A 14164-nucleotide genomic window follows, 5' to 3' on the forward strand; every position below is an offset into this window, starting at 1 on the left:
TTGATACCGCAACGTCTATATCTTCAGACTAATTGGCAGATCAGACTAGATTGTCTCAGTTTTTCTTTCATAGGTGCGCTTTCCGCATCTAATTATTAAATTCGCCACGGGTCGCACCTGTTGTTGCCTCAGTTTTTGTGTGATATTTTCCTCTGTTTGCTGACCGATAAAACTCTAGTAGTAGTTATAAGATATACCTTTTAAAAAGGTCTAGTCATGGGTGGAAGTAGTGATAAATTTCCTTGGATAAACGCAAACCAATGCCTGGTACTTCAGCAAGCTGTTTAACCGATGCGTTGCGAATATAATCAATGGAGTTAAAGTGAGCCAATAACTGTTTTTGCCGCTGAAATCCCAATCCAGGAATCTCATCTAAACGGGAACGATGTAACTGAGTACTTCTTTGTTTCCGATGAAAATTCACCGCAAACCGATGAGCCTCATCTCTGACTCTGCGCAAAAGTTGCACCCCTGGTTGCTCGGGATCAGTTGGTAGTGGTAATGGTTCCCCTGGTAAAAATAGTTCTTCGTACTGTTTAGCTAAGCTTACCACAGGCACTTCTTCTTGTAAATTTAGCTCTTGCAATACTGCTACAACTGCTGACAGCTGTCCTTTTCCGCCATCAATCATTACCAAATCAGGCCAATCTTTTCTGATTGTTGATTGTTGATTGTTGATTGTTGAGCTAATACTATCTGCTGGTTCTGGTTCGAGTTGACTTTTTCTAAAGCGACGGCGAATCACCTCAGCAAGGCTAGCAAAATCATCGGAGTGACCGACAGTGATATTAGGATTTTTGATCTTGTAGTGACGGTAGTGCTGCTTGGCTGGTGTGCCATCTAGAAACACGACCTGAGAAGCCACTGCATTGCTCCCCTGGATATGGGAAATGTCATACCCTTCTATGCGCCGTGGTAAATCCGGTAAGTCAAGAATGTTAGCTAAATCCTCCATAGCTTTGGTGTTGCGGTCAACCAATCGCTGGGTGCGTTCCAGTTCATAGTTAGCATTGCGCTTGACCATTTCAATCAGTTCAGCTTTGGTTTGCCGTTGGGGAGTGAGTATAGTCACATTTCGACCTTTGCTCCGGCTCAAATAGTCAGCCAACATCTCCCCATCGGGTAACGGGTGTTGCACCAAAATTTCTGTGGGGATTTCCACCGCATCAGCAGTTTGGTAATGCTCTTCTAAAACCCGTTGTAAAATTGCTCCGAGTTCTATCCCCCCATTCCCTTGAGGGGCTACATCGGCAAAAAATCCCAAGCGCCCGACTAAGTGACCACCACGGATCTGAAATAGTTGGATGCAAGCATGTTTGGCATCAGCCGCTAGTGCGATCGCATCTCGTGATACAGTATCGTCAGGTAAGGCTACTTTTTGGTCTGTACTGAGGGAATTAAGTCCAGTAATCTGATCCCTAATCCGGGCTGCTAGCTCAAAGTTAAGGGATTCTGCTGCTTGTTCCATATTGGCCGTCAGCATCTCAATCAGTTCCCCAGTACGCCCTTGAAAAACCATAGCGATTTTCTGGATGGTTTTACGGTACTCTTCCGGTGTGATCAGTTTTTGACACACACCAGGACAACGACCTAAATCATAGTTAAGGCAAGGACGGTCTTTAAACAGAGGTCGAGGGCGTTGCCGGATGGGGAAAATCTGTTTGACCAGAGATAAAGTATTGCGTAACAGTTTTAGATCGACGTAGGGACCATAGTATTTATCCTGTTTATTCCCCATGCGCCGCTTACGGGTAATGAAGATGCGGGGATAATCCTCTGACCAAGTGATGGCAACATAGGGATACTTCTTATCATCCTTGAGCAGTACGTTGTAGTAAGGTTGGTGCTGCTTAATCAGATTGGCTTCCAAGGCTAGGGCTTCGGCTTCGGTATCGGTTACGATGAATTCAATATCAGTAACCTGTCCCACCATCATGGCAATGCGAGGACTCAGGGGTTGGGAGTCACGGAAATAGGAACGGACTCGCGTACGCAATTTTCGGGATTTGCCGATGTAGAGAATACTAGCGCTATGGTCACGCATTAAATAAACCCCTGGTTCCAGGGGAATTTCTTTCAATCGACTTTCCAAGGGTTCTGGATCTTGGATTAATGCTTTAGAACTCATCAGTGCATGGTCTGTGGTCAACTGTTGGTTGTTATTTCCCGTGATCACCACTAGGGCGTGTCTTCAAACTCGGAGATCCCCCTAAATCCCCCTTAAAAAAGGGGGACTTTGAGTATGGCTCCCCCCTTTTTCAAGGGGGGCTGGGGGGGATCATAATCTTGCGGAAAACTTTGAAAACACGCCCTAGGCTTTATTTTGTTCCGCTAGCCGATTTGAGATTACATCCAAAAATTTATCCACATTAAATGGCTTAAGAATATAGTCATGAATGCCTAGTTCTCTGATCTTCTGAATATTGCTGCGATCTGCACTAGCCGTCAGAAACATAAACGGAATTTTCGCTGTGGCTGGATCTTGACGTAGTGCCTGCAATACCCCATATCCATCTAGTTCAGGCATCATTACATCGCACAAAATCAAATCTGGTGGTTCTTGTTGAACCAACTGTACACCTTCAACACCATTTTCAGCACCCTGAGCTTCAAACCCTTCAATTTCAAGGAGTTCGATCAGATTTTCTCGAATAAAAATCTCGTCCTCAATTACCAAGATTTTATTCATTATTATCCTATTCAACCTAACTGTGAAAATTTAAATCTTATCAGAACCTTAGAATAAGATGCAATTATAAGGGATAGTTGGTGCATTAGCCCAATGGCATATTATTGGGGGTAGCCCAAGTTTCATTGATAGCCACATTAATATGAAACGATATGTTAGTGTACTCCAGTTGTTCTGGAGTACTGCGCTCACTGCTGAACTGGAATATCGGTTAAATTTTGCGATCGCTACCTTGAGCAGCCTAGGAAACCTAGCTGGTAGCCTATTCGGTCTATTCTTGTTTTACCGCACTGGCTACACCTTTTCCGGCTGGAATTGGGAAGAAGCCCTGGTCATACTAGGGATATTCACGTTACTACAGGGGTTTTCTGGCACATTCCTGATTCCCAATCTCAACCGGATTGTGGATCACGTCGAGCAAGGAACCCTCGATTTTATCCTACTCAAGCCCATTAGTTCTCAGTTCTGGCTGTCTTGGCGAAGTGTCAGCCCTTGGGGGTTACCAGACTTAATCTTCTCAATTATAGTAATAGGCTACGCTGGTGGACGCCTAAACTTAGATATCGGCAACTATCTTTTGAGTGTAGTGCCACTATGTTTTGGGTTGACTAGCCTCTACAGCATCTGGTTTATGCTGGGAGCAACAAGCATTTGGTTTGTCAAAATCTACAATGTCACCGCTGTTCTGCGCAGTATGCTAGAAGCTGGTCGATATCCCATCGTAGCTTATCCGGCTAGCTATCGGTTCTTCTTTACCTTTGTAGTGCCAGTGGCGTTCCTGACTACAGTCCCAGCAGAAGTGATGTTGAATCGGAGTGATACCTTTTGGGTAGTAGGTTCCGGTATTCTAGCCCTAGGATTGCTGTTTGCTTCTGGGATCTTTTGGCAGTTTGCCCTGCGTTTTTATACCAGTGCTTCTAGTTAGTAGGTGCGCTTTCCGTAGGCGAATTAAATTCGCCACGGGTCGCACCTCTTGATTCTTGCGAATCAAGCTAATATTGGTCATTCCATAAATTCTTGGTGCCAGATGGCAAAAGTCAGCAACGACCAAAGTTGGCGGCTGTTAGCAGGTTGGTAGTCTTGTATCAAGTTACAAACTTCCGGTGTAAAAATACCTGTTTCTGGCAATGTTTGAATTAACCCACAAACATCTTGCCACAGATAATCTTTGAGCCAAGAACCAAAAGGCGATCGCCAACCATACTTTTTCCGCTTTTCTACTACTTTTGGCAACAAATCTGAAAACGTTTCTCTCAGCAGTTGTTTATCTTTTTGCCAGCCCACTTTCCTGGCAAAGGGAATAGACATAGCATATTCAACAAATTGGTAATCTAAAAAAGGAGTGAGGGATGCCAACCCTGCTGGCGTACTTGTTTTATATGCCCTCATGCGATTTGATTCTTCAATATCCAACTTCAAATCCATGTAGAGCAGGGCATCTTGGTTGCTAGTAATGTGATTGTTGGAGAGCAAACGTTTTAATAGGTCCTGATATATCGAGTCTATGACTCCGGTATCTGTAGCGTATTCTCCCTGTAAGAGATGATTAAATTCAACTTTGCTGTAGGTAAACCAAGTATTTAATCTTTCTACAGTTAAGGGTGCTAAGTCCACTCTTCTAAAGGCTGTAGGATTAAAGTTATCTTTCAGTGGCCATTTGTTTCTGTTGGCATAGGCTAAGTTGCGCAACCACCTAGGTAATTTTTGCAAGAGGCTAATCTGCATATCTAATTGATGGCGCGGCTCACCTCCAAAGATAGCATCACTGCCATCCCCAGTCATTACTACTGCAATTCCTTGCTCCTTAAGCCATTCAGCTAGCAAGATCATGGTGACGTTAATCTGATTACTATGAGGCTCACCAAAATTTCTCACACAACGCCGCAGTGTGCCGATTAAATCTTGTCTCCCAGAGATAATCAGCTGACTATGTTTGGTACCAAAATGGGCACTCACTGCTTTAGCAACATCAGCATCAGAGTTACACTGATTCGGATTTGTGTTCCAGATTTCAGCATCAACAGAACCAATTTCAAAGGCTGTAGAAAAGGTGTGAACTGGTTCTTTTAAGAGTTTGCTCATCATACCCACAACCAGGGTCGAGTCTAAACCTCCACTCAGAAGTGCTGCGGGAGATAAATGACTGTTACGATCTAAGCGACGCTTTACCGCCAACTCAAACCGCGAACGAAGATTGTCTCTTATTTCTGCTTCTGGCGCACTCTGCAATGTTGCGACTTGCTTGAGTTGCCAGTAGCAATATAGCTCCGGTGTTTTTCCAGCTTCAATGATTAAACTATGGGCAGGTTGTAGCTTTTTTACCCCCTTAACTAGGCTCAAGGGAGCAGGAACGTATCCAAAAACCAGGTAGGATTGTAACCCTTGAGGGTCCACAGCTTTGGAAACAACAGGGTGTTCTAGGATTGCCTTAAGCTCTGAAGCAAAAATGAAAGTAGAGTGTACCTCATCGAAGAAGTAATATAGTGGTTGCTCCCCAAATCTGTCTCTAGCTAACCACAGCCTTCCAACAGAGCGGTCCCAAATAGCAAAAGCAAATGTGCCATTGAGCTTATCAACAACCTCTGTTCCCCAAGCTTCGTATCCCTTCAGTAATACTTCAGTGTCACTATTAGGTTGAACATGAAACCCCAATGTTTCCAACTCGTCTCTGATTTCCAGGCAGTTGAAAATTGTACCACTGAAGACAACGACCCTTGTATGGTTAGAGTTCCACATTGGCTGATAGCTATCAGCCGTTAAGTCTCTGCTGATCAGGGGAACATGGGCTAGACCCACTCCATCCTCTGGTGTAATCTCTAAATAACTGTGATCAGAACCACTATAGGTAATTGCATTACGCATGCGCAGAAGCAAGTTCCGATCAAGATGCTTATCTGTAGCTGTGAAAATGCCTACTATACTACCCATTAATGCTGGATACCTCGAACAAAACAAATTGCGTTCGCGTTCGCGTAGCGTCGGCTTTGCCGAAAGCGTGGCCAAAGGCCGTTCGCGTTCGCGTAGCGTCGGCTTTGCCGAAAGCGTGGCCAAAGGCCAATCGCCCTCTAGTCGCTGAACAACTAACTCAACCACTAATTAGGGGACTTATGACTATAATTCCCGTAAGCCTTGACAAAATTACTATTTTGGTATCCAACGGCAAAATGGCGCTTTTTAACGGTGATCGCACAATTGTGAACTTAGGATTAATCTCCAGGTTGGTATAATAGGCAAGCAAAGCACCAACGAAAAAAGCGATGCTCCTTTCGCGTAGCGTGGCCTTTTGGCCAAGGATCCGCTACGCGATTGGCCGTAGGCCACGCTAAAAGCGATTGACCGTAGGTCACGCTTCGCGATCGCAAAAATTACGGATCACCTGTTATATCAAGTCCGGTAAAATACCTATAATTAACGGGATGGTGGAAAGCAGCCCATTTATTTCACGAATCAGATAGGATTGCTATATAGCAATGGGTGTAATGGTGTTTTAAAATTAACTAGTTTTAAATTTAAATAAATGAAGCGATGCAGCGCTATTATAAATCTGCTTTACTCGAATAGTTTTTGATTATAGCAATGCTAAATAAATTGTAAATTTTTGTTCCCTGCTCCCTATTCCCTTTCCTATAGTTATAGCAGTCGCCAGGGCAGTTAGGACATGACAAAAGTCTCACACCCTTTGTAAGCGCAAGAGTTTTACTTCTGACTTCTGACTTCTGACTTCTGACTTCTGCTATACTAGGGCAAAGCATCGGGTTTATGACCTGATCAAATCAGAATAAACCATGGTCGCCCAAATGCTTTGCGCCTAAAGCAGTAATAAAGTTTTACTAACCTTGTGAACTCAATCCCATCCAATCGGTGTGGAAAAACTCACCCCTGGGTTTATCCAGCCGCTCGTAGGTATGAGCACCAAAGTAGTCACGCTGGGCTTGGGTCAGGTTTTGGGGTAAGCGATCGCGTCGGTAACTGTCGAAGTAATCTAGGGATGCACTAAAAGCAGGGACTGGAATCCCTAATTTGTTTGATACCGCTAGCACATCTCGCCAACCATCCTGACGATCCAAAATTGTTTGCTTAAACTCAGGAGCTAACAAGAGATTGGGGAGTTGGGGATTTTGGTTGAAGGCATTCTTAATCTTATCTAAGAAGCCAGCTCGAATGATACAACCTCCTTTCCAAATCCGGGCAACTTCACTCAAGTTCAGATTATAGTTAAACTCTTCCGATGCCCGACTCAAGAGTGCCATCCCCTGAGCATAGGAACACATCTTAGAGCAATAGAGAGCATCCCGGACTTTGGTAATAAATGCTTTGACATCGCCATCATACTTGCCCACAGGACCAGTGATTTCCTTAGCTGCTGCTACCCGCTGATCCTTGAAAGAGGACATAACACGAGCATTGACTGCAGCGTAGATGGTAGGAATTGACACCCCTAGTTCTAGGGAACTAACTACAGTCCACCGTCCAGTGCCCTTTTGTCCAGCAGCATCAAGAATCATCTCCACTAACGGCCCATTCGTGTCTGGATCAATGTATTTGAAGATATCCGCTGTAATTTCAATCAAAAAGGAATTTAGCTCATCAGTGGTGTTCCATTCAGCAAATACCTCATGGAGCTGCTTGTGATCTAGTCCCAAGGCATTTTTCAGTACATCGTAGGCTTCAGCAATTAGTTGCATGTCGCCATACTCAATGCCATTGTGTGCCATTTTCACGTAGTGACCAGCACCACCGGGACCAATGTAGGTAACACAGGGACCATCATCAACCTGAGCCGCAATTTTGGTCAAAATTGGTTCTAAATCCTGGTATGCTGATGAAGTACCACCAGGCATTAAACTCGGACCATTGAGGGCTCCTTCTTCACCACCACTGACGCCCATGCCAACAAATCCCAATCCTGTGGCTTCTAAATCCTTAGTCCGCCGCTCGGTATCTTGGTAGAGAGAATTGCCACCATCAATGATCATATCTCCTGGCTCTAGGAGAGGTTTGAGTTGCTCAATGACTGCATCAACTGGCTTCCCTGCTTTCACCATCACTAGGATTTTGCGGGGTCGCTCCAGAGCTTGAACAAACTCTTCCAAGGAATAAGCAGCTTTCACATCCTTGCCCTGAGCTCGCTCAGCCATAAATTTCTCGGTTTTGGCTGCAGTCCGGTTGTATACTGCGATCGGGAAACCACGACTTTCTACATTAAGCGCGAGGTTTTCCCCCATTACAGCCAAACCAATTACCCCAAAGGTCCGTTGTGTCATAAAAATCTCCTACAAAAAAGCTTATCAAAGTTACTTATCATTCAGCAAAACTATAAGAATACCCATCGTGGCGATGGACACATTGAATGTAGTTCTGAGATGCACTCAAGACCTTGTTGGAGGCACCGTTAAATGACCCGATCAGATCAAAATTTCCTTTGGCTCTGACGCTCTTGATGCGAACCCCTTTTAATCCAGCATTCTTTCCAGCCACCACATTAACGATATCCCCAGTTTTCCATCCCTTCACAGGATGCTTAGGTTTGTAACCTTTGCGAGGAAAGCCGTATTTGTCCATCTGGATTACCTGACGACAACCGTGACCCATCGCTTTGATTAAAAGAGGTTGTCTGGTGACAATCTTCAATGTGGCCACTTCCCCGACACAAGCTGCATCAACCCAATGACCCTTGGGTAATCCCAGCTTGATACGGTTGTACTTGGTTCTGCCACCAGTTCCCACTGCTACGGACAATCCAGTTTCTTTCAAACTTTGGTAAAGTTGCCAACGGGTGGAGTTGACCGCCGCCGCATCTAATAGTGGTTGCTTTGCTTTACCTAAAATCCGCTTTAGGACATCGGGTTTCCCCGATAAAAAATCCCGAGCATCAAGATTTCCTTTGGCCTGATTACACCCATGGCAGGCTAGGGTGAGGTTATTGACACGATTTGTCCCCCCCTTCGATTTGGGAACTATGTGTTCCACCTCTAGCTTGACCGAGTTCGCCCCACAGTAGACACATTGACGACCCCATTTCTGATACAAGTACTCCCGCACTTCATAGCCCATCAGCTCCCCCTGTTGGTACTCTATGCCAGAGATTTCCGGATTTTGGAGCTTTTGGGTATCGAACCGGACTAGCTCCTGGGAAATCCCACCAATGGGGGTGAGTTTCATCAATTTCAGCACCCAGGTCATAGTGGTTGCCACTCTGTGCTGTAGGCTCGGAGCCAACCAACCTTCTGGGCGTTTTCGGTTGTTGAAACGTGGCTTTCGGTAGCGGCATTTCCTGTTTCTACGGGAACGACGAACTGCTCTACGAGAGTCGAGAGCTGATTTGATTTTGGAGCCACGATGTTCTATTTCAGCAGACCATACCACCTGATTACCATACACAATAGCTAGACCAGTAATCTTGGAGCCAGGATCGATCTTGAGGGACATCGGTTTGGCAACGCCGTCTACCTGCTTTTTCAAGATAATGGTGAAAGGGTAACGGCGATATACAGCCGCCTTCCCAGCCGTTAAAAGCTTCCTGGCGGTAACGGGACGGCAGGGATTGAGGGGTTTATGGCTTGCATCTAAAACAAAGACGTAATTACACATGGTTTTGTGTTTACTCCCGTTAAGGGTAAAGTGTGCCTCGCTCGGCTATCAAAGCTTGTTAGGCTCCTGACACTGGCTTCACTAAATTAATTCATCACCTGTTTAATCAGAAGCGATAGAGCCTGGAGCTGGCTTGCACCCCAGGGTATCGTGACCTTCATAGCGTTTACCATTTGGTGAGCTTGACCAATCTGAAGACTCAGTAAAAACCCGATTTGAGCAGGTTTGCTAAGGTTTAGTAATTGGTCCGCCAGTTTTGCTGTAGTAGTTGTCTAGGGTGGATTCACTCCCAGGTTAGCCCGATATTTTGGGTTCTTGCCTAAAGAAGACATTAAGAGTTCTGGTAGTAATACCATTAAGAAATGCTACATTCACATATGCGGAAATTCCTGATTGACACCGATACCGCTTCCGATGATGCCGTTGCACTCCTGATGGCACATCGTTGGCCAGATGTCCAGGTTGAAGCTATCACTATAGTTAGTGGAAATGTACCTGTGGAACAGGGTGCAAAAAACGCCCTGTATACCGTCCAGATGTGCGGCGCATCCACCCCTGTCTACCTTGGCTGCCCTAAACCAATGCTCCGCCCATGCCAATATGCTCAATGGTTCCATGGTGAAGACGGTATGGGGAACATGCACTACCCTGAGCCCCAGGCTAAACCCCAGCTAGCTCATGGTGTGGATATCATCATTGATACTATTAAGACTAATCCCAAGGAAATCACCTTAGTTACTTTAGGACCACTGACTAATATTGCGATCGCATTACTCCGTGCCCCAGAAATAGCCTCCCTAGTAAAGCGTTGCGTGATCATGGGTGGAGCCGCTAATGTGGTGGGCAACGTTACTCCAGCTGCGGAATATAACATTTGGGTAGATCCAGATGCTGCTAAAATTGTCTTTCACAGTGGCATGCCGATGGAGATGGTCGGTTGGGAATTAAGCCGTGGTGAAGCAGCATTACTCCCCGATGAGATCGCACAAATCAAAAACTTAGGCACAGACATAGCACGTTTTGCTGTAGACTGCAACGCTAGAGCGTAAGACGCCAGTGTTAAGATTCAAAATTCCCGTGGCTTAACTGGCGAGGGGTTTGGGGAGCTATAAGTCCCGTGCTATATTCGCAGAATTAGCGTCGGGATACATGGACTACCCAAGCCAATTGAGGGGTTCGATGCCCCAAAAATTGGCAATTTAAATATTTTAACAAGACAATAAAATCTGTTAGAATATACTCATGGAAAGCATGACTTACACATATCGCATTCATCCAGATATTGACCAAGAAGCTAAAATGCTTGATTGGCTCGAACAATGTCGGCGTGTTTACAATTACGCACTGCGACAAAGAAAAGACTGGATAAATAGCCGTAAGTGTAGAGTTGACGCTTGTAGTCTCAGACACGAATATATTATCTCTGTTGACGAGCCATATCCCGATTACTACAAACAACAGAACGCACTGACGGTCGCCAAGAAAAATATTCCTGAGTTCAAAGCCGTTCACTCTCAAGTTCTTCAAGATGCTCTCAAGAGACTTGATAGAGCATTTAAGATGAGGCAACAGAGACAGTTTGGATTTCCACGCTTCAAAAAAGTCGGACGATATCGTTCTTTTGTATTTCCTCAGTTCAAATCGAATCCGATTACTGGGTGGCAAATCAAACTCCCTAAGATTGGCAAGATGCCCATTGTTTTGCATCGGGCTATTCCTGATGGATTTGTTGTCAAGCAAGTTCGGGTTTTGTTCAAGGCTTCGGGTTGGTATGCTCAACGGATTTTACAGTCTGACATTTCTATCCCCGAACCCATGCCTCATGGTGAACCTTTAGGGATTGATTGGGGTATATCCAGTTTTGTAGCTACTAGCCAAGGTGAATTGATTGATAACCCTCGGTTCTACATTCAGTCTCAAAGCAAGCTGAAATGGCTGCAACGCAGACTTAGCAAGAAAGAAAGAGGAAGTAAGTCTTATCAAGCACTGGCTAAAAAGATATCTTTGCTGCACGAAAAGATTAGCAATCAGCGACAAGATTTTCACTACAAAATCAGTAATCATCTTTGTCGTCAGGCAGGAATGATATTTGCTGAGGATTTGAATATTTTGGGACTGAGTAAAGGTATGCTTGCCAAGCACGTCCTTGATAGTGCCCCAGGACAATTTCTCAATATTTTGGATTGGGTTTGTCGCCAAACTGGGACTTACCATCAGAAAGTTGATGCCAAAGGTAGTAGTCAACTTTGCCCTGAATGTGGGGCTGATGTGCCTAAAGATTTGAGTGTTAGGATACATAGCTGTCCAGAATGCCATGTCGTTATGCCTCGCGATGTGGCTAGTGGGAAAATCTTAGTAAATAGAGGTATTGCAGCCGTTGAAGGTCTAGCGGTCAAGCTGGGTGTGAAGGAAGAATCGTAGGATTCCCGATGAAGCACCAAGTTCTCGATGCAAGTTGAGAAGCCCACACTATAATTTGAGTGACGTTAGGAACGAAAATTTGGTGTTGGGAGTATGTCACCCCTTGCTGATCCTGTAGCGATGGCAGTGGCTCTCGACCCAGCCATAATAACCAGGCAAGGTAAATACTATGTCGAGGTAGAAACATTAAGCGAACTTACCCGTGGTCAAACGGTAGTGGATGAGCTAGGAGTACTTAACCAAACACCAAACATGACTGTAATTTGCTCCATCGACGCACCCCGATGGAAAGAACATTTATACCGTTGCTTGGGATAATTGTTAATTATATCTGTTGCCAAAGTCATCAATTATGGGAAAGAAAGGGATTTAGAATTTAGAATTTAGAATTTAGAATTTAGAATTTAGAATTTAGAATTTAGAATTTAGAATTGATCAAAAAATTATGAATATCCCAGATTATTTGTGATAAATTACCATAAAATCATCTCTACAAGCCTGGTTAAACAAGGATTATCAATATTTAAAAAATAAATTTTAATCAAAACAGATTTTTGTTAATCAAAAATGTCTTTAAATAGACTAACTTAATCCAAAACTACTTCATCCGAAGTTCCCGATTCCCGATTCCCGATTCCCGATTCCCAATTCCCGATTCCCTGTTTCCTTATGTCCCGTGCCAAAGCCCTAAAATACTACATAATAATCCGCCTGCTGCTAGCGCCCCTGATGCTATGGACCATTACCACCCTAGTGTTTCTTCTGCTCAGAGCTACCCCAGGAGATCCTGTGGATGCTGTATTAGGGAATCGCGCTCCAGATATCGTTAAAGAAGACTACCGAAAACAATTAGGATTAGCTGACCCGTTGTGGTTGCAGTATATTCGCTACTTAGGATCTTTGCTACGTTTAGACTTAGGTACCTCAATCACCAGCCAAGGTCAAAAAGTCTGGGAGATTATTCAACAACATTTCCCCGCAACTGTAGAACTATCAGTATGCGGCATGGCCATAGCATTCTTAGTTGGTATAGGAGTTGGTACTTTAGCCGCATCCCGAAGCGGAACAGTTTGGGATGTGGGGGGTAGATTATTTGGTATCATTACTTACTCCATCCCTCTGTTTTGGATGGGGATGGTGGTGCAATTAATTTTCTCTGTTCAGCTGGGTTGGTTTCCCATCGGTACTCGCTATCCCATTAGCCTAGCAACACCAGAAGGGTTTACTGGTCTTTATACAATAGATAGTCTCTTCAGTGGTAATTTGGTTCAGTTTTTCACTGCTATCTATTATTTAGCCTTACCCAGTATTACCTTAGGGCTGCTGTTGAGTGGCATCTTTGAACGGATTGTGCGGGTAAACTTGAAGCAAACTCTCAAGGCTGATTATGTAGAAGCGGCCAGAGCTAGAGGTATTCACGAAAGACGGATTGTTTTTGCCCATGCTCTGAAAAATGCCATGATTCCTGTGATTACAGTGCTAGGGTTGACCTTAGCTGCTTTATTAGGTGGAGCAGTGTTGACAGAGGTGACATTCTCTTGGCCAGGGTTAGGGAATCGGTTGTATGAGGCAATTTCTGGGCGGGATTACCCGACGGTGCAAGGGATTATGGTATTTTTTGCCACTATTGTGGTAATCGCAAGTATTGCCATTGATATTGTTAATGCTTTGATTGACCCCCGTATTCGGTACTAATCGCAATTCTTTAACGTAGGAGTACAGATGCAGATCGGGAGATGAGGAGATGGGGGATGGGGAAATGGGGTAATCAGAAAGATTGCTATTAAGGGTCATTATCCGGACATGATATGATATAATATTGAGTTTAATAAAAATTAAACAACTATTCTTGATAAATAAAAAATCTCTCCAGAACTCAAAAAATTTGTCACAAAATAACCTTCCCAAACGTTCTAAATATAGAAACCAATTTAGCTTCCGGCAAAAGAAGCCCCACAACGAACATGCGCAGCATGAGTGTGGGATGAATTTTGCACAGAGTCTTTCACTTTAGACCAATCGATGTGTTATACTGGAAATACTGACTTTCAAAGCCGTTCGCGTAGCGTGGCCAAAGGCCATAAATGCTGGGAAGTTGGTCAAACATTATTAAACAAAAGACCAAGAAAACAGAGCGGCAGGGCAGTCCGTTCTTAAAGCCCAGCGCCTCCTAAGCAATAGCTGGATTGGCTGGGAAGCCCACACTGAACTCAAAGAGTCAGTGTGGGAGCTGTCACTCTTGCAGCTAACGCTTTCGCTTACGACCTTGAAGCCGGTCCAATCTGGAATCAGGGTGATGCTGAAGCTAAGTGTCCTGCGGTCTGTGAGAAAGCAGGTACTAAGTGGAACGGTAACTGGGTTACTACCGTACCAAATGAAATGTCTGTCTGTGGCTGCGATCAAACCTTAGCTCTTGAAGCTGGTCCGATTTGGAATAATGATGATGCTAAAGGTAAGTGTCCA

The 14164-nt window shown here is 44.5% G+C and carries 12 protein-coding genes; 6 read left to right on the forward strand and 6 right to left on the reverse strand.

Going from position 1 to position 14164, the window contains the following annotated elements:
- Positions 1-214: 214 nt before the first annotated feature.
- Positions 215-2128 (reverse strand): excinuclease ABC subunit UvrC, encoded by a 1914-nt coding sequence (gene uvrC, locus LYNGBM3L_RS31355; protein ID WP_044495562.1) that lies wholly within the window; start codon positions 2126-2128, stop codon positions 215-217.
- Positions 2129-2311: 183 nt separating this feature from the next.
- Positions 2312-2689, reverse strand: coding sequence for a response regulator (locus LYNGBM3L_RS31360; RefSeq protein ID WP_008190906.1), 378 nt, complete (start codon positions 2687-2689; stop codon positions 2312-2314).
- A gap of 142 nt (positions 2690-2831) precedes the next feature.
- Between LYNGBM3L_RS31360 and LYNGBM3L_RS31365 the strand changes: the two genes are divergently transcribed.
- The gene (locus tag LYNGBM3L_RS31365; protein WP_008190909.1) at positions 2832-3614 is read left to right on the forward strand and encodes an ABC transporter permease; all 783 of its coding nucleotides are present in this window, start codon (positions 2832-2834) and stop codon (positions 3612-3614) included.
- A gap of 77 nt (positions 3615-3691) precedes the next feature.
- On the opposite strand, the gene asnB is transcribed toward LYNGBM3L_RS31365, so the two are convergent.
- From asnB to iscB, 4 genes are all read right to left on the reverse strand, one after another.
- Entirely contained in the window at positions 3692-5782 is a 2091-nt protein-coding gene (gene asnB, locus LYNGBM3L_RS31370) for an asparagine synthase (glutamine-hydrolyzing) (RefSeq protein ID WP_131827093.1), read from the reverse strand.
- A gap of 113 nt (positions 5783-5895) precedes the next feature.
- Positions 5896-6036, reverse strand: a complete 141-nt coding sequence (locus LYNGBM3L_RS44735) for a hypothetical protein (RefSeq protein ID WP_154659982.1) — start codon at positions 6034-6036, stop codon at positions 5896-5898.
- A gap of 483 nt (positions 6037-6519) precedes the next feature.
- Positions 6520-7953 carry a decarboxylating NADP(+)-dependent phosphogluconate dehydrogenase gene (gnd, locus tag LYNGBM3L_RS31380; protein ID WP_008190916.1) on the reverse strand — a complete coding sequence of 478 codons (1434 nt, stop codon included), beginning with the start codon at positions 7951-7953 and terminating at the stop codon, positions 6520-6522.
- 37 nt (positions 7954-7990) lie between these two features.
- Positions 7991-9280, reverse strand: coding sequence for an RNA-guided endonuclease IscB (iscB, locus tag LYNGBM3L_RS31385; RefSeq protein WP_008190918.1), 1290 nt, complete (start codon positions 9278-9280; stop codon positions 7991-7993).
- Between the two features lie 362 nt (positions 9281-9642).
- Between iscB and LYNGBM3L_RS31390 the strand changes: the two genes are divergently transcribed.
- From LYNGBM3L_RS31390 to LYNGBM3L_RS31410, 5 genes are all read left to right on the forward strand, one after another.
- Positions 9643-10329, forward strand: coding sequence for a nucleoside hydrolase (locus tag LYNGBM3L_RS31390; protein ID WP_202799285.1), 687 nt, complete (start codon positions 9643-9645; stop codon positions 10327-10329).
- 202 nt (positions 10330-10531) lie between these two features.
- Positions 10532-11701, forward strand: coding sequence for an RNA-guided endonuclease InsQ/TnpB family protein (locus LYNGBM3L_RS31395; RefSeq protein ID WP_229414768.1), 1170 nt, complete (start codon positions 10532-10534; stop codon positions 11699-11701).
- Positions 11702-11794: 93 nt separating this feature from the next.
- A complete protein-coding gene (locus LYNGBM3L_RS31400) occupies positions 11795-12019 on the forward strand; it encodes a nucleoside hydrolase (protein ID WP_008190923.1) in 225 nt (74 codons plus the stop codon).
- Positions 12020-12370: 351 nt separating this feature from the next.
- The gene (locus LYNGBM3L_RS31405; protein ID WP_008190926.1) at positions 12371-13396 is read left to right on the forward strand and encodes an ABC transporter permease; all 1026 of its coding nucleotides are present in this window, start codon (positions 12371-12373) and stop codon (positions 13394-13396) included.
- A 528-nt stretch (positions 13397-13924) separates the two neighbouring features.
- On the forward strand, positions 13925-14164 hold a 240-nt coding region (locus LYNGBM3L_RS31410), incomplete at its 3' end, for a mannan-binding lectin (protein ID WP_044495565.1).

It is taken from the genome of Moorena producens 3L, from assembly GCF_000211815.1.
GTDB classification, from domain to species: domain Bacteria; phylum Cyanobacteriota; class Cyanobacteriia; order Cyanobacteriales; family Coleofasciculaceae; genus Moorena; species Moorena producens.